A 15,903-nucleotide genomic window follows, 5' to 3' on the forward strand; every position below is an offset into this window, starting at 1 on the left:
ACGGAAGCAAGATATATCGATCTGACGGGAAGGTCTGGATGTCTCCTTCTTTGTCTCCTATCGTTTTTCAGAGAAAGCAGGTTGTTTCTTTGTCCGGCGGGACAGAGTTTAACACCCAAATATCTCCAGATCGTTCACCGATGATTTTTGTTGCCTATTCGAAAGCTGTTTCATTAATAGCCAACAGAATAGTGCGTAACAACCAGGTGATTTACAGTTTCGGAGGTCAGGGTAGCGACTCTAGTGCCACGATATACGTATTTTCGAAAGGTATAGCCAAAAAAGAAACTTGGGGCATGAGTTTTTTCAATGCACAAGGGGAGGAAATCTATAATACGGCAAATATCCCACTTTCATTTACCTTTCTTAATAATACGGAGTGGAACAGCTCTGGAGGGCATGTTTTTGATTACCCACCAGCGATAATCCCAACATATGCGAATGTGTTCGCTGTTCCAGTACCGGGCGGAGCCATGACAATGGTTTATGGATATGCGGCATATGGAAATACTGTTAGCTCGATATTCGTAAACCAACTTAATGGCGGCCATAGTTTTAGCGTAAATGGCAGAGTACCGGTAATAAATAGAAATCTGTATAACTGATGAGTAAATGATGAAAAGATTATTTCTAATAATAGCTGTTGTTCTCTCTCTTACTGGCTGCCAGAAATTGCCGACACCTATATGTTACGGTGAGGCTATCATTGGTGGACAGGAGACAGTCATACCCATATATGCTGTTAAAAAAGTGAACGACTATACCTTATACAAAGCGGGTAGTATCTATAACTGGCGATGGGTAGGAGTAGGTGCTTTCTCATCAGTCCGTTGCAATGCTGAATGATAGGTAGGTACACACCTACAATAAAAGGGTGAAATGTGATATAAATCCGCCATCCCGATTTGACTTTTCATGGAGGAAAACATGTCGAACGAGATGGCGAGCGTTACAACAGAGCAAGTTGAGCGTATTGCCGCGATCGTTGCTCGGGAGGTTGTTGGCAAATTAGGTAAAGAGCTACGTGAAGAAATTGGCCAGGAGGTCAATGATCAGCTGAAAACCTACTTTGGTGATATGACCCCGGCGCAACATAGTATTCAACACTCCAATCTGGACAAACTCCTTAACCGGTTAGATTCCATCTCCAGTGGGTTCTTTGGCGGCATTGTTTCTAAAATAACGTCGTTCATTATTACTGCACTGCTTTTGGGGTTAGCCGCGTATGGCGTAAAAAATGGACTGCAATAACAGGAGATCAAGGATGAAGACTCCGAGAGGCATTCGTAATAATAACCCCGGTAATCTTGATAAAGGATCACCGTGGCAAGGTCTGGTTGCGAATCCAGACGAACCGCGCTTTTGCACGTTTAAAGACCCTGTTTGGGGGATTCGTGCGCTGGCGGTGACTCTAATTACCTACCACGACAAACGTCGCGCAAAAGACGGCTCAAGTATCGATACCATTCGTGAAGTTATTGAACGTTGGGCACCGCCGAATGAAAACAACACTGACGCCTACATTAATGAGGTGTCTAAAGCCGTTGGTGTAACCGCAGACATGATCATCGATCTGCATGATTACGACATCCTTCGACCTTTGGTTGAGGCAATCATTCGCCACGAGAATGGTCGAGGTCCACTAAAAACGCTGAACACCTGGTATGCGGCAGAAGTTATTGAGGAAGGTCTGCGTCGAGCCGGCGTCGTTAAGCCGGTGAAAACCGTGAAGGCTGTTCCTGTAACTAAAGAAACCGCAGGCGCAACTGTCACAGCAGGTATTGGTCTGGCGCAGCTTGCCGATGTTATGCCGCAGGTTTCCGCTGCTATGGATAAAGCACAAGGTCATATCTCTAGCGGGGATACAGTACGCATCATCTTCGGTATTGCCACTATTGTTGTGGCAGGATTCATTGCCTGGTCGCAGGTAAGAAAACACCAGAAAGGGATGGTCTAATATGCTAGGCAGCCTGATGACAAAGCTAAAAGTTGCTTTGATTACGCTGGCTGCCGTTCTTTTCGTTCTTGTCGGCGCTTACACGATGGGCGGAAATGCGGCGCGACGAGCAATGGAAGAGAAGGCAAAACAGGAAGACAGAAAACGACTTCAAAGCACAGTGGATGTCAAAAATGAAACGGTTAATGAAGTGCGGCAAAAAGATGCCTCTGGTGTTCATCGCGAGCTGTTTGATAAATGGGTGCGTGATTAAGACGCAGGCTCCAGGCGTGCTATTCTGCGATGCTGCAAATCCTATTTATGTGAGTAGAGAGGATTTTATGACTGAGGAAACGGAGCGACAGTTGCTTATCCACAATACGATAGGTGAAAGGTTGTGTGAGTGGGGGCACCTGAACTGAGTCGATGATTGATGAGTGGTCTCAGTTTACCTTTTATCCTAAAGATGGCATCTTCACTCATATACACGCCTGTTCACTCAAGCTCATGTTGAATCATTTAGTAATTTGATGTAGATTTATTAGGCATCCACGTAAGTGGGCACATACAGGCTACGCATCCTCGTAGCCTTCAACCCCGAGAGGGGTGCCGCAATGACACTTGTGTTAACGGCTAAGGTGGACACATGCTGAACGAGAAACGTTCTATACAAACTATTCGCGATTGCACGAGTATTATCGAGACTCATGTGCTGAATCAGCACAAGCTTGAAGTACGTAAGCTCAATAATGACGCTATTGAACCGGAAGACTCACGCTTCATCGTTACCTTCAAAGACGATGTTGAGCGCGCTGGTGCAAGCGTGAAGCCATTAGCTGAAGCAATTTACCTGAATGGTCGTGTTCGTTTTGTAGTCAAGCCAGCTAAACAGTACCCTGAGCTGTCTCGTTTTATCGAGGCTTTTTCGGAGGTTATTGAACATTCTATTCGCCGCTTCTTACGCAATCATGGTAGCATTGTCAGCACGGTTAAGGCTGATGATTCTGCTACAAAATGGCTCCTACACTAGATAGCGCATATTCAAAAGATCTAAGCGAGTTTCCTCATAAAGGGGAGACTCGTGTTGTTCGTTTTGGCTTTCTTATCAATGAAGCCTCCCTCTATAAAATCTCAGAAATTGAAATCATTGAACCAGAAGATGACATTTGCCTGTATGTCTCTATGGAACTTGTAGGTGCGCGCGACCAAGGCGACCTGAGCGAATTCATCTTAGATCGAGCGGATGAAGATGCCCCTGAAGAAGAGATTATCAAAGAGGTGCTCCAGTCCGGGCTTCTGGACGAAAACAAAAATACGATCGCTGGTAGGATAGCTCTGCGTGAATATAGTTTTGTTGAAGACGGTAATGAGATCGAATGTTACCAGGTAGCCGGTGTCGAAACTGTCAGAGAGCGTCGTCAGCGAGGATTGTGTCACCGTACCTATCTCTTTCTTCTTCATTGGTATGAGCATTTAGTCTGCGACGATACACAAACCATTCCTGGTGCTAAGATCTGGGCAGGGCCTCTCATGCGAACCGGCGATGTGCGTATATACAATGCCAAAACAGAAACGTTCGAGGATGTGTTAGGCGAGTACGGGATGGGGAAAGAAACCGGATTTTTGCCGTGGAACAGAGGATTGTTGCTTGATGCAGAGTTAAGCTCTTGGCTCCCAAACAAAGTGCAAGTTAACGTTCAGAAATTTATCGTACTTATCATCTCCCGCAAAACAAGAACTCCAGTAGGTTTATACCTAAAAGATTAAAAATAAGGCGACTTTGGTCGCCTTTTTTGTTAACAGCCATTGATTCTCGCCTAAAAATTCTAAGGCAGCACCTACCATTTAACCTTTACACCACAGCCGTAGGCATTTAGGCTATATCACATATAAGAAAACAAGTTGTTTCAGACGATAATTATATACGCAAAGGGAACTCTCCAATGACCAAGATCTTTGTGGTTGGCGGCACAAAGGGCGGGCCTGGCAAATCCACCGTTGCCCAGCAAATTGCCGTTTGCCTGAAAGTCAAAAAGAAGAAGAAGGTTTATATCACCGATATAGATATTCAGCGCACGACAACGAGCTGGTGTGAAGACCGTCGACAGAACGAAGACCTTGAGCTGATTCCTTTTGCATACGTTCAGGATGACATCATTAAGCACCTAAAATCGCTTCAGGGTAGAGCTGAGTATGTAGTGGTAGATGCTGGTGGCTTTGACTCCGAAATTCAGCGACAAGCGATGCTGATGGCCGACGTTATCATTATCCCGCTTCGTCCTAAGCGTCGTGATTTGAAATCTCTGCGTGACATCGATCCTATTATCGACAATGTTCGTAATGTAAACGATAAAGTGAAGGTCCGCGCGGTCATGAACCAGTGCCCGGCTTTGCCATCACAAGTGTCTCGCATTCTGGCGGCTAAAGAGATTGTTGAGACGTTTGGCATCGAGTCTGCGCCAGTCAATCTATATAACCGCAACGTCTATGATGATGCGGAAGAGTCTGGTCGTTCTATCTTTGAAATGACCGGTAGCGAGCGCGACAAAAAGGCGGAAGCCGAGTTTGAAGAATTTGTAGATTATCTGTTGAGTCTGGAGGAAGAAGAATAATGTCCATGAAAATGGGTGACCTAGCAAAGCGCAAAGAGCCTGATGCACCGGCTAAGAACACAACTCCTTTGCGCCAACCAGTCAGACCACAGGGACGCCCGACTCGTGGCAAAGAGAAAATTAAAAGCCGCACAATGTCACTGGAGGACGAATACTTCGAACTGCTGGAGATGATGAAGTTCATCCCTCGCTTCGAGAAGTTCACTCGTTCTGACGTGATTCGAGCAGCCATTTTCCATCTGGCAGAGAAGTCACCGCAGGAAATCGAGGACATCGTGAAATTGAATGAGGCGATCACCGCTGCCGATGTCACGATGCGTACCGATGAAATCAAACGAGAGTTGATGAAGAAAGGTTAAAAATCATGCATTGGCGCGTACATTGCGCCAATGCATAACTACAGTGTCAGCTTTATGCCGCGCTAACACTATGTTCAGTCCTAACCACCCCAACCTTCACAAAAGGGCTACCGTAGCTTGGTGGCTTCTTGATTAATTTGCCTACATACAGTTTTCTAATATGCTCATCGGCTATTCTGCCAACAAATTCATAACGTTTTGTGTCGGGGCCAAGAGCTATATCCCTTGTAAAGTACTGCTGAGAACCGGCTTTGACCCAGCATTCAATCTGATAAACTTCCATTATCAGCCCACCATATGTAGCGTAGGCATATTTGAGATTCTCGTCTCTTGGAACCTTTGCCCATACGCCACGCGTAGCCTCATATAATGCCAGAGCGGACATTCCTGACTTGTAGGTGCTGTTTAGCAGGAAGGCAAGACCGGCGTGCTCAGGAGCAATTTCAGTTTCCTCTTGCAGCACTAAGTGATGGTAGGCGTCCAGTGATATTCTGCCCATCATGGAACCACTTCCTCGTACCTTATTCGTAAGCTCTCCGACCCCCATAAGGTCGATGCATGTCGCCTCAACAAGTTTGGCTGTGGTTTCATCCATACCATGACGAAGTATATCTATGCCTAATTTTTTATTAGCCAAAAGTTCTTTGATCCGCATGGATTTGGGAGAGTCATCGGGATACTTGATGTGATCGAGACAACGAGTCGATTTGCCTTTTCCTATGTAAAACGGTCTTTTCATCTTGTCTTCTGTATCATAGAGACAGTAAACATAGTATTTAGCCTTATCCAATGATCTCGCGTATACCGATAAATCGTCCATTATTGCATCTCTTTGCTACTGACTAATGCGTTCTATTTTACACATAAGTTTTTAATCAATTTAACAGGCTCAAAGTGTAGAGCTTCTGGGCGTCTAAGACGACAAGTTATGCCTGCTTCTGTATATATAAATAATAAGTAACTTATTAAATATATACGGAAGCAGGTCTTTTAAAAGACACCACCAGAACAACTCCCTTCCGTTTCCACTTCCAAAAACTGCCACCAGTCGCTATCATCCGCTCATTGTGATAAGTAAGTAACTACCTACCAGGTGAGCCACATGAGCCAAATCTTTTTCGATACCATCGACAACGACCAGTACGACTTCATGACAGAGTGGAATACCGCTGTTATGGACAAGTGGGTCGCTGAAAACATTAGTTTGTCGCGCTGTAAAGACGAGGCTGAACTCTTCGAGACGAAGTGGTTTGATTACCGCGACATGCATCCTCTCATGGCCACCTGTCTTTTTACGGAGGCATACAAACGTCAGTACTCAAATATCATGCTGACGCACGGTCGCGAACACTTTGAAACAGCTCCGTTCACCACCGGGTTAAAACGCCTGCCTTATCAGGAGTTGTCGACTGCCAATAAAACGTCTCTATGGAAAGCACGCCAGTTTGCTGACCGCTATTGCTGCTCATACGACTACTTTATCTCCACCGTTCTTTCCGCAGCTGCACGACGGCTGTGGGACAAGCTGCCGCGCCCACAGCATTTATGGCAGCCAGAGCTGGTTGAGATATTCGAAGAGAAATTAGCCAGACGCGCAACAACCCGTCTGGATGACTCTCTAGTTAGCTTTAAGCATATGGGAGACATGCAGTTCAACCCGATCCAGGAAAGCTATTTTGAGTGGATTCTGGAGCGTTTACGCACCATCCCCCGCAGCAAGCGCATACGCGCAATTTTCTCCGCTATCTGGCTAATGGAAATCGTTCCAGAGCGCCTTATTTCCGCCCACTTTCCAGAAGAACTGGAAGAAGCACGGCGGTTTATTGATCCCCTATCTAATTAACTAATACTAGAAAACAATTTGTTTAAAAAACAAAGGAAAGCACATGACCGAACTTTGCCATACAGGACGCGGGCTGTCCGAAGAGTTTGATGAAGATTTCCAGAACAGACTGACGGCATATTTTTGTCGTGATCACGAGTTTCTTACTCGTGCGGGAGATCTGGTTGTGCCTAGCCAATTTGCCAATGCGGCCAATGCCATATTGGTTAATATGGTTTCGGGCTATTACCGTATGTACAAGAGCGCGCCTTCTTCATCTGCGATTCTGGATATGCTTAAGCGTGCGAAACGCGATAAGACCATCCGTGAGGAACTCTTCCCGGATGTTGTTGCTGCGTTTAAGCGCATCCTTGCAGAAAAATTGTCTGATACCTCGTACATGGTTGACCAGGTATCCACATTCGCAAAAAGTGTAGCGTTTGATGATGCTCTGATTAAAGCTGCTGAACTGAAAGAGAAGGGCGACTTTCAGGGGGCGATGGCAATCATGGCCAAGGTTCAGCAGATAGGCTCGAACGAAGCGACCGGAATCTATGACTACTACACCTCCGCAAGTGAGCGATTGAAAGCGCGTGAATATGAGGCTTCAGAGGAGTATGTGCCAAACAGCATTACAACTGGACTCCCTCTGCTTGATAGATTGCTGTACCAAAAAGGCTGGGCAAAGCGCGAAATGGTGCTCTTCATGGGTTTTGCTAAATCCGGTAAATCGACCGCAATGGGTGAGTTTTCCATAAACGCTACGCTTGCTGGCTACAATGTTCTGTATCTCTCGCTGGAGGTTCACACCACCATTTTGTCCGACCGTTTTGATGCAAGATTGTCGGAGACGGAAATGTCCAAGCTGGTGGAACGGCGCGATGAAGTTCATCGCAAGTTGGCAGAGTTGGGAGCCACGAAGGGGATTGGTAGTTTGTGGGTTGTTGAGCGTCCGTCAGGAAGTATGTCACCGGCAGATCTGGACCGTATGCTTAACAGTATGAAAGCCAATGGCATGGTGCCTGACATGGTTGTTGTCGACTACGCAGATTTGATGCGTGCCAGTTATGACCTTCGTGATGATCGCGCCAACATTCGTAGTATCTACACCGATTTACGTGCTCTTTATGACAAGCATAACGTTGCTGGTATCACGGCGTCGCAAACAAACCGTGAAGGTGGCGCGTCAGAAGTTGCCACAATGATGCACGCTGCCGACAACATCGAAAAAGTACGTATTGCTGACCTGGTAATAACGATCAACAAAACCGAAGAAGAAGAAGCGAAAGGAGAGGCTCGTCTCTACTTTGCTGGTTCGCGTAACCAGCAGGGAGGGATCAGCATTCGCGTTAAACAAAACCTCGAACAAATGCGCTTCATTGAGCGAATCTTAGACGTTACCTAAAAAATAAGCGTGGAGAACACCTCCACGCTTGATTCATTGGTGAAACAACTTTTCTTTTGCCAAACCACAAAAGAAAAACACATGAGCCTTTATGTTATATCAACATTTAGGTTGGTCACAATATTGCCTGTTAAAAGTGGAATTATCGTGAGCGAGCTGAAAGAGCTAATTACCGAATTAGATTTTGAACAATGGTTGGATACTGAAGGTATCGTTTATCGACGTGGAGGCGTGAGTACTCGCGGTCGTGAAGTGAATATCAAGGAGTGTCCGGTATGCGGCAGCTCCAACTGGAAGGTATATTTCAATCTGACCAGTGGCGTCGGTAAATGCTTCGCTGGTGATCATCCCGAAGAGATTCAGTTCAATAAGCTGGTCTTCCTCAAGCACTACAGCGGTAAATCACGACGACAGTTCGAGGAATATGTGCAGAACGCTCTTCTTTCCCAGGGGTGGGCACCAAAGAAAGAAGAGATAGTGCTTGCAAGCACAGTCGAGTTAGAGGGACCAGTTGCACTCCCTCGTCATTACGATCTTCCTATAGATGGCCATCTTCCAGACTATCTGGTTGAACGAAATATATCGCCTGAAATGGCAAAGTATTTTGACCTACGATACTGCGTCGAAGGCAAGCACGCTTATGTAGATCCGTATACAGATCAGGTTAAAGGACAGATTTTCGATATGCGAATACTGATACCGGTTTACGATCTGGATGGGGTAATGAAGACATTTCAAGGACGAGACATTACCGGTACAGCAGAACGCCGCTACCTCTTTCCTATGCAGCTTCCAGCTTCAGGTAAGTTTCTCTACAACGGCCACAATGCAGTCGGCAAACAGACTGTAGTTGTCTGTGAGGGGGCGTTCGATGTTATGGGGGTCAAACGAGCTATTTTTGACGAAGAAACATTACGCGATTACGTGGAACCAATAGGAACGTTCGGGATGCATCTATCTGGTAACACCACTCAGGATGCAGAAGATCAGTTGGGCGCGTTCCTGACGCTCAAGGCGCGTGGATTACGTAATGTGATCATGATGTGGGATAGTGAAAAGCAAGCTATACGAAACACTATGGCCGCAGCCAGGCGACTGACCAGTATCGGTCTTAATGTGAAAATTGCATGTTTGGGCGAGGAAGGACTCGACCCCGGCGATGCGACCCCGGGGCAGATTATCAAAGCCTACTATTGCGCAAAACCTTACTCACGACAGCTTGAACTTTTAAGCAAGGTAAAAGGCATAGCAGCATTAGTTTGAACCAGTATTAGTCACGTACACATTGACCGAAAATGATTTAACTTCTGTGTTGAAGTTGTCAGTCATTACCGCGAGGTAGGCATTCTTGGTATCTCTGAATTGCTTCAGTATGATTTGAACGTTATCGGTGCAAACAAACGAGGTAGCCAGATTGCCTCCTTTCTCTGAAAAATCCTTCAGGAAGGTGCAGTCAACTTTGCCATCATTAGCGGTGAAGGTAGCATCATCACCCTGCCAGGTAAATGTAGCGTTAACGCCCTTATCAATGGATTTAGCAATAAGTCGCTGGGTGGCGGATTTTGTTTTGGCTTTGGAAGCCGGCGCTCGATATTTGCCGCTTTCTTTCAGTTCTGCAATGTAATCACAGCCATTTTTATCTTCTTTATCACAAGCAGCCTGATAAAGCTCAGCTGCTTTTTTATAGTCTTTTTTAACCCCTTCACCATACTCATACATAATGCCAAGATTTGTCATGGCATCGGCGTTTCCGAGTTCAGCAGCTTTTTTATACCACTTAATTGCTTCGGCATCGTTGCGTTTAACACCTAAACCGTCATCGTATAAGGTGCCTAATGCGAACATGCCATCTGAACTACCTTGATCCGCCGCTTTTTTGTAATAAGTAAAAGCTTTTTTATAACTCTTTTGTACACCTTTACCATATTGGTAATACGCACCAAGAAGGTAGCTAGCTTTAACATACCCGGCATCAGAGGCTAGTTTGAAGTATTTAATGGCGAGCGCATGATCTACTTTACCAAGCATCCCCTTTTGATAAATAGCACCAAGATTGTTATAGGCTCTACCTTCACGAGCATCTCCCGCAAGTTTGTAGTACTCAACTGCTTTATTTAAGTCTTTATCTACACCCTCGCCAAATGTGTACATAACCCCAAGTGCATAATATGCTACTTTGTCTCCCTTTTCTGCAGCGAGATCAATCCACTTCTTGGCCTCAACTACATCCTTATCAAAACCATTGATACCATCAAAATAATTTGTCCCTAACTCACTTTGTGCTGCGGTATCCCCTGCGGTAGCGGCTTCTATCAGCGTTTGTTTATTGTCTGCGTTAACGAATCCAGAGCTAAAAAGCAAAGTTAATGCCAGCAACGATGAAGATTTTATGTATTTCATATTTTTTGTTCTGTTGATATAGGATGAACAGTTTAGACGCGGCAAGTGTCAAGTGTGCGAAAAATGGTACTTAAATTTAGTTAATATGTCAGCTTTGTTGATTTAGTTTATGGTCGGTAAAGTTACTAGGAAACTAATAACCATAAGAAATAGTACGCCATTTAATTATTGTGGCACTGCTCGTGTTTTGATTAACTAATACCTGCGATAAATATAAATAAAGGGAAGCCAACATGAGCAAAAATAAGCTGATTTTAACAGGAGCTTTATTGTCTTTGTTTGCTTTAGTGGGGTGTAAGCCTACAGACGAGAAGGCTATTGCTCTGGGCCAACAAGCAATTGCGGATGATATGAAAGATCCCACGTCGGTGATGTTTAGGAAAGATAAGTTTGTCAGGACTGATCATGACGATGGGAGTGTGACAGGCTTTGTGTGCGGAGAATTGAACGCCAAAAATGGCTTTGGTGCATACGTGGGCTATCACTCATATGTTGTTGAACTCGAAATGAAGCCAAAGGGCATGTTTTCGAAAGGGGTGGTATACAAAATCCTATCGAAGTCGTTGGCACCTAATGATCCTCATGACTTACAGCGTTATAAGCAGGTCTACAGAAAGATGTGCAACAGTGAGGCTGTAGCTCATTAATGGTGAATGCCGGGCAGACTATAAGCCCGGCATCTTCGTATAGGGAACTATTGCGCCTAAAATGATAAGTAGATACATACTTAGTTTTTTGTAAGAATACTTTCATCTGTTAGCTAGGAGTTGGTATGAAAGACGAAATTCAGAAATTGGCCTGTGACATCATTGATAAAACAGGTTTAGAAATCAGCGAGGGCAGTCGACTAGACATCATTGGAAAGGCCGTCAATACAGCAATGAATCATATCGCTGCTCGTATGGACGAGATCCCGCTACCAGGGTTGCCTTATCTGAAGGTTGAGTTACACGTATGGGGCGAACCTTCTTGTGCACGGCGTTCTGCATTAGTTGTTTTTATTAGCAAAGAAAACCCGCTCAGTCTTAAAGTGCAGGTTGGAGCATGGCTTGATGGCAGAGTGATCTACACAAATACCGTTTTTTGTCTTTCAAACGACGAAACTATTGAAGCGGCCATTCAAGAAGCAGTTCTAGCAATGCGCAGCAGCGGTTTGATGAAGAATAACTACGAAGAGTACTTGCGTTCGATAAGTGGTGAAAAGACATTATCTCTGAAAGCAGATTTCGTTACCCCGAAAAATCTGTTGGAAGTTTTGATTAATAAAGGGGCTAATAGTGCCGTAAATGTAATCAGAGAGAGTGAATACGCGTCTCTTTGGGATATGTGCAAAAGCCAGTTGGATCTTGTGCATATCGTTGTTGATGCGGGGAAGGCTTGTGATGGCGTAATGGCGGAATTTGCTGGGAAGATGGTCAGGATTGCTAACGAATTACCGATGATTAAGCAAGAGGCTAAATCATACGCCACCAATCATGTCACAGAGCTTCTTGCCCCTTATCGCTTAGAAAGCGATCAGCGCAAGATGATTAGCTGGGGAAGTTGGTAAGCTCTCTGTGTGTCGTTTTTACGCAAATAATGATAGGTAAGCACAAGATTATTTCTGGCGGTAATTGTGAAAGCTGATTTGTCAAAAATCCCTTCTATTTCAGGAAATAACGGTTATTCACTTCGTTGTGAGGAAGTAAAGATAAACGGTGAGTCGACATATTGCAGCTATTCCGTTTGCCAGCACACCATTCTTGCCTTCAAAGAAAACCGTCTTCCTCGAACTTCTTTCCAGTCGTGCGCAACCGCTATTAAAGCAGGCAAATGCAAGGCGTTAAAAATGATGGTTGAAGAGATTCGTAAAGGAGAATCTCTGTATTTCGAAGATATGACCGCGCTCATTAAGGAGGTTGAAGAACGGAATAAACAAGCCAGAACTATAAAACGAAAACGTGACAGTGTAACGATTAATAGCATGGTTAAGAAGAGCACCACATCACAAACAGCGATCACTGACGTGTATGCGGCGTTGCTTGAAGAAACAACAAAAGAAACACATGAGCAAATCGATCAACATATGGAGGTAAAACAACAATGAAAAAGTTGATCGCACTTAAGCATAAGCTGGACGAAATGAAAGCTATGGGAACCAATGCAAAAAAAGAGGCATTGGCCAACATGGATGACTTCGAGCAAAGCATGGTTTCATTGATGCTCAACCCTTTCATCCGTTTTGGGGTAAAAAAATACAAAGTGGCAGAGCCGCTTAGTGAGTCCGTCCCAAGTGACGAAAAAGCCATTGATATACTGAATAAGCTGGCCTCTCGCGAGCTGACGGGGAACGCAGCAATAGTTGCTGTTGAGTCTATCGTGGCGTCAATGTGCGCCGATGGGCAGGACGTCTTCCGTCGTTTCCTCTTAAAAGATCCGAAAGCTGGCGTTGGGATTAGCCTATGTAACAAGGTTTTTGAAAATCCCATTCCGAAATTCGAGGTGCAGCTGGCGTCACCGTATAAAGAAAAAGGCGACAAATACCCCTTCAAGCCAAACCCTAAAGCAAAATGGCCGATGATTGGCAGCCTTAAGCTCGATGGTTTGCGAGTAATTTGCGAGGTTATTGTTGACGAAGAAGAGGTTAACTTCCTTTCTCGTACTGGTAATCCAATCACGTCTCTCGATCACCTAAAGCCAGCCATGCTCGAATTAGGCAAACTTTCAGGCCACAAACACATCTTCTTCGATGGTGAAGGCACAGCCGGTTCATTTAACCAGTCCGTATCTGCATTGCGCAAAAAGAACGTGCAGGCAATTGGCGCTATTTATCATGTTTTCGACTTCTTCCTACCGGAATGGCGAGCACAGGCTAAATCCAAAGAGTATGCAAAGACAGGTATGAAGCTGAAAGAGCGCCTGGCTATGCTCGTGGCGTTGTTCAAAAACGATCGCAGTGAAGGCTACGCACAAGACATTCACCTGCATCCGTTCTACATCATCCATAGCCACGAAGACTTCATCGAACGCTTCATGAAACGCCTGGACGATAACGAAGAAGGGGAGATGGGCAAAGATCCGAACTCTGTTTACGAATTTAAACGTACCCGCAGCTGGTGGAAGTTAAAAGACGAAGATTCAGAAGATGGTGAAATTATCGATTTTGAGCCGGGCGACCCGGACTCTGGTTTTGCCAACACGCTTGGAAAAATTGTTATTCGTCTTGAAAACGGCGTCATCGTTCGTGCGAGCGGCATTAAGCATAAATATCTGGACGAGATCTGGAACAACAAAGAGAAGTACCGTGGTCGTATTGTCGAGGTTCATTGTCACGAGAAAACACCTGATGGCAGCTTACGCCACCCACGACTGAAATGGCCGCGTTGCTTACGCGATACAGAAGATCGAATCGGAGATAAAGAATGATGCTCGGCTGGATGATTGCATTTTTAGCAGTTGGTTTTTTCATCGGTATTGTGGTGATGTCCAGTTGCATTAATGACTACATTAAAAACGGTGTTATAGAAAGACGCGGTCGCATTTATCGCATTGTAGAAATAACCAACACCGTGAAGGAGATTAAGGATGATCGTATTAAGTAAACGGGAGAAGGAAACGCTTCATGAAATCAGTAAGTGGCCGGAGTTCCCTGAGTACTGGAAGCCTAAAACGCGAGCTAAGTTAGAGCGTTTAGGGTTGGTTGCAAACGTTTCTGAAACGAAGTGTTCGGCCAACTACCAGTTAACTGATAAAGGGAAAGTATTGCTACAGCAATTAGTAGAATCAGGAGTGTTAAAATGATTCCATACATCTCATTAGCTTTTATGGGTGGCTTCCTTATCGGCTTCGGCATCTGTCGTGACTTAATTAAGCAGGAACTTAAAACCAAAACACTGTGCATCGGAAAGCGTGTGTATCGGGTAGTTCATGAAACAAAGGTGAGAAAATGAGCAATTTAACTTCTTGGGAATGGTGGTTGGCAACCTATTTTATGGCAGCCGGAGTCGCATTCGCTTTTTACGTAGGGCAGTTAGTCGTAAAACTGCTGCTGATTAAATTTGCTAGCCATAAACGTATTGATGATGGCCTGTGGCGTCTTGGTACCCTTGTGGAAACTCGCTACGGGCAACTTAATGAGAACGAAACCATTACTATCCAAGCGAAACGATTCACTGCCACCATCACAAGAACACCTGATCGTAGAGTGGCCTTGATCAAAAAAGTCACAACCGAATAAAAACATTTCGATAAGTATTTACTTACCTATCTTTTATGTATAAGATGACTTTGTTTTCGTTGAGACGCGACTGTTTGAACTTAAATACAAGTGCAAACGAAGAAGTCTATCTGGCAGTAGCCTAATAAGCCAAACACCAGCGAGGTCAGTTTCCAGCCTCGTTACCGAAATGGGACACACTGAGCGAGTGTGATTGCAGAACGCAGGAGGGAACATTCATGTTCCCTCCGATGAAGTAACAGAATGGGCGGTTGGTATATTTTCAACTCCATATGACTCCCGGATTCTTAGCCACTGACCGCCCATCCTGTTACGTCATTTTGTTCAATTATGTCGTTTATACTGGGTTAAAAAGCGGCGACGTAGCCCGGCTGGTATGGTTAGCCAGCACACAACGTTGAGGCCATTACATTTTTATCAATTCTAAGGTTCTATTCACAGAGATACCGGCGAGCGTTGATATGTAACATGTTGGGCAAACATTCAATCGGAGTAGTGGCCTCAACGTTGTGAAGACGGGATTGTTGTGTAGGTTTAACCACTGTTGCCATTGGTGCCTGTTTTCACAACAAATGATTCCATACATCACATTGTATAAATTAGGGGGAACCGCAGAATTCGGAAAAAATCGTACGCTAAGCTAACGGTGTTCTCGTGACAGCTCTTTGACTAGGCTTTCTAAGGCCATTCTGATAGCCCTGACTTCCTGAAAAGCCATGGCTAAAATTTGTGCGGCTAAAAGGGATAACCGATGGTAAAGTAAGTTATCCCTGTCGAGATACTGAAAAGCGTTATCCTCGTTTTTCCCAAAACTGTTTTGCCAGTTCGCTCAGAGCGCTAGTTAACTGAGCGACAGATTTCGCACTTTGCAAATTATTCTGCCCGGTCTGTACATTGGTATCAGCAGCATCGCGTATATTGATAATACTGCGGTTTATGTCTTCACTTACTGCTCCCTGCTGCTCGACCGCAGTCGCTATTTGCGCGTTCATGTCGGTAATTTCGTTAACGCGTTGGCCAATTCCATCAAGAGCTGTAGCTGCGGCACTGTTGCAAATAGTCGGTGGTGATAAACTTATCATCCCCTTTTGCTGATGGAGCTGCACATGAACCCATTCAAAGGCCGGCATTTTCAGCGTGACATCATTCTGTG

At 44.9% G+C, this 15,903-nt stretch carries 20 protein-coding genes and 1 pseudogene; 18 read left to right on the forward strand and 3 right to left on the reverse strand.

Annotation, left to right across the window (positions count from 1 at the left end):
- Positions 1–38: 38 nt before the first annotated feature.
- The 8 genes from ACJHYD_RS18660 to ACJHYD_RS18695 all read left to right on the forward strand — a co-directional run bounded on the left by ACJHYD_RS18660 (position 39) and on the right by ACJHYD_RS18695 (position 4,907).
- The gene (locus ACJHYD_RS18660; protein WP_225088409.1) at positions 39–605 is read left to right on the forward strand and encodes a hypothetical protein; all 567 of its coding nucleotides are present in this window, start codon (positions 39–41) and stop codon (positions 603–605) included.
- 322 nt (positions 606–927) lie between these two features.
- Positions 928–1,251, forward strand: a complete 324-nt coding sequence (locus tag ACJHYD_RS18665; RefSeq protein WP_000064177.1) for a hypothetical protein — start codon at positions 928–930, stop codon at positions 1,249–1,251.
- Positions 1,252–1,264: 13 nt separating this feature from the next.
- Positions 1,265–1,957, forward strand: a complete 693-nt coding sequence (locus ACJHYD_RS18670) for a hypothetical protein (protein ID WP_000856757.1) — start codon at positions 1,265–1,267, stop codon at positions 1,955–1,957.
- A gap of 1 nt (position 1,958) precedes the next feature.
- Positions 1,959–2,210, forward strand: a complete 252-nt coding sequence (locus tag ACJHYD_RS18675) for a hypothetical protein (RefSeq protein WP_000901561.1) — start codon at positions 1,959–1,961, stop codon at positions 2,208–2,210.
- 372 nt (positions 2,211–2,582) lie between these two features.
- Positions 2,583–2,966: a hypothetical protein gene (locus ACJHYD_RS18680; protein WP_000931257.1), complete on the forward strand. Its 384-nt coding sequence runs from the start codon at positions 2,583–2,585 to the stop codon at positions 2,964–2,966.
- Positions 2,951–3,703 (forward strand): hypothetical protein, encoded by a 753-nt coding sequence (locus tag ACJHYD_RS18685; RefSeq protein WP_000035506.1) that lies wholly within the window; start codon positions 2,951–2,953, stop codon positions 3,701–3,703. The genes ACJHYD_RS18680 and ACJHYD_RS18685 overlap by 16 nt, the downstream gene beginning before the upstream one ends.
- Before the next feature lie 176 nt (positions 3,704–3,879).
- The gene (locus tag ACJHYD_RS18690; protein ID WP_000161229.1) at positions 3,880–4,548 is read left to right on the forward strand and encodes an AAA family ATPase; all 669 of its coding nucleotides are present in this window, start codon (positions 3,880–3,882) and stop codon (positions 4,546–4,548) included.
- Positions 4,549–4,553: 5 nt separating this feature from the next.
- Positions 4,554–4,907, forward strand: coding sequence for a hypothetical protein (locus ACJHYD_RS18695; protein WP_160378290.1), 354 nt, complete (start codon positions 4,554–4,556; stop codon positions 4,905–4,907).
- A gap of 52 nt (positions 4,908–4,959) precedes the next feature.
- On the opposite strand, the gene ACJHYD_RS18700 is transcribed toward ACJHYD_RS18695, so the two are convergent.
- Positions 4,960–5,727, reverse strand: coding sequence for an LEM-3-like GIY-YIG domain-containing protein (locus tag ACJHYD_RS18700; RefSeq protein ID WP_000342417.1), 768 nt, complete (start codon positions 5,725–5,727; stop codon positions 4,960–4,962).
- A 282-nt stretch (positions 5,728–6,009) separates the two neighbouring features.
- On the opposite strand from ACJHYD_RS18700, the gene ACJHYD_RS18705 reads away from it, so the two are divergent.
- From ACJHYD_RS18705 to ACJHYD_RS18715, 3 genes are all read left to right on the forward strand, one after another.
- Positions 6,010–6,750, forward strand: coding sequence for a hypothetical protein (locus ACJHYD_RS18705; RefSeq protein WP_109553706.1), 741 nt, complete (start codon positions 6,010–6,012; stop codon positions 6,748–6,750).
- Between the two features lie 43 nt (positions 6,751–6,793).
- On the forward strand, positions 6,794–8,134 hold the full coding sequence (locus ACJHYD_RS18710; protein WP_000137335.1) for a DnaB-like helicase C-terminal domain-containing protein: 1,341 nt from the start codon (positions 6,794–6,796) through the stop codon (positions 8,132–8,134).
- 147 nt (positions 8,135–8,281) lie between these two features.
- Positions 8,282–9,397 carry a DNA primase gene (locus ACJHYD_RS18715; RefSeq protein WP_032328881.1) on the forward strand — a complete coding sequence of 372 codons (1,116 nt, stop codon included), beginning with the start codon at positions 8,282–8,284 and terminating at the stop codon, positions 9,395–9,397.
- Here the strand turns inward: ACJHYD_RS18715 and ACJHYD_RS18720 are convergent.
- A complete protein-coding gene (locus ACJHYD_RS18720) occupies positions 9,389–10,534 on the reverse strand; it encodes a tetratricopeptide repeat protein (protein ID WP_032328861.1) in 1,146 nt (381 codons plus the stop codon). The two genes, ACJHYD_RS18715 and ACJHYD_RS18720, sit on opposite strands and share 9 nt — an antisense overlap.
- A gap of 233 nt (positions 10,535–10,767) precedes the next feature.
- On the opposite strand from ACJHYD_RS18720, the gene ACJHYD_RS18725 reads away from it, so the two are divergent.
- From ACJHYD_RS18725 to ACJHYD_RS18755, 7 genes are all read left to right on the forward strand, one after another.
- Positions 10,768–11,181: a hypothetical protein gene (locus ACJHYD_RS18725; protein WP_021512314.1), complete on the forward strand. Its 414-nt coding sequence runs from the start codon at positions 10,768–10,770 to the stop codon at positions 11,179–11,181.
- A 125-nt stretch (positions 11,182–11,306) separates the two neighbouring features.
- Positions 11,307–12,083, forward strand: coding sequence for a hypothetical protein (locus tag ACJHYD_RS18730; RefSeq protein ID WP_032328860.1), 777 nt, complete (start codon positions 11,307–11,309; stop codon positions 12,081–12,083).
- A gap of 54 nt (positions 12,084–12,137) precedes the next feature.
- Positions 12,138–12,620 (forward strand): hypothetical protein, encoded by a 483-nt coding sequence (locus ACJHYD_RS18735; protein WP_165507628.1) that lies wholly within the window; start codon positions 12,138–12,140, stop codon positions 12,618–12,620.
- A complete protein-coding gene (locus ACJHYD_RS18740; protein WP_032328858.1) occupies positions 12,617–13,939 on the forward strand; it encodes a DNA ligase in 1,323 nt (440 codons plus the stop codon). The genes ACJHYD_RS18735 and ACJHYD_RS18740 overlap by 4 nt, the downstream gene beginning before the upstream one ends.
- Positions 13,939–14,115, forward strand: a complete 177-nt coding sequence (locus tag ACJHYD_RS18745) for a hypothetical protein (RefSeq protein WP_227891976.1) — start codon at positions 13,939–13,941, stop codon at positions 14,113–14,115. The genes ACJHYD_RS18740 and ACJHYD_RS18745 overlap by 1 nt, the downstream gene beginning before the upstream one ends.
- Positions 14,099–14,314, forward strand: a complete 216-nt coding sequence (locus ACJHYD_RS18750) for a hypothetical protein (protein ID WP_012640723.1) — start codon at positions 14,099–14,101, stop codon at positions 14,312–14,314. The genes ACJHYD_RS18745 and ACJHYD_RS18750 overlap by 17 nt, the downstream gene beginning before the upstream one ends.
- A gap of 145 nt (positions 14,315–14,459) precedes the next feature.
- Positions 14,460–14,750 carry a hypothetical protein gene (locus ACJHYD_RS18755; RefSeq protein ID WP_032328857.1) on the forward strand — a complete coding sequence of 97 codons (291 nt, stop codon included), beginning with the start codon at positions 14,460–14,462 and terminating at the stop codon, positions 14,748–14,750.
- Between the two features lie 791 nt (positions 14,751–15,541).
- Here ACJHYD_RS18755 and ACJHYD_RS18760 read toward each other — a convergent pair.
- Positions 15,542–15,903, reverse strand: a pseudogene (locus ACJHYD_RS18760) (hypothetical protein); the annotation flags it as partial.

The organism is Escherichia sp. WS1368 (assembly GCF_046487485.1).
Classification (GTDB): domain Bacteria; phylum Pseudomonadota; class Gammaproteobacteria; order Enterobacterales; family Enterobacteriaceae; genus Escherichia; species Escherichia coli.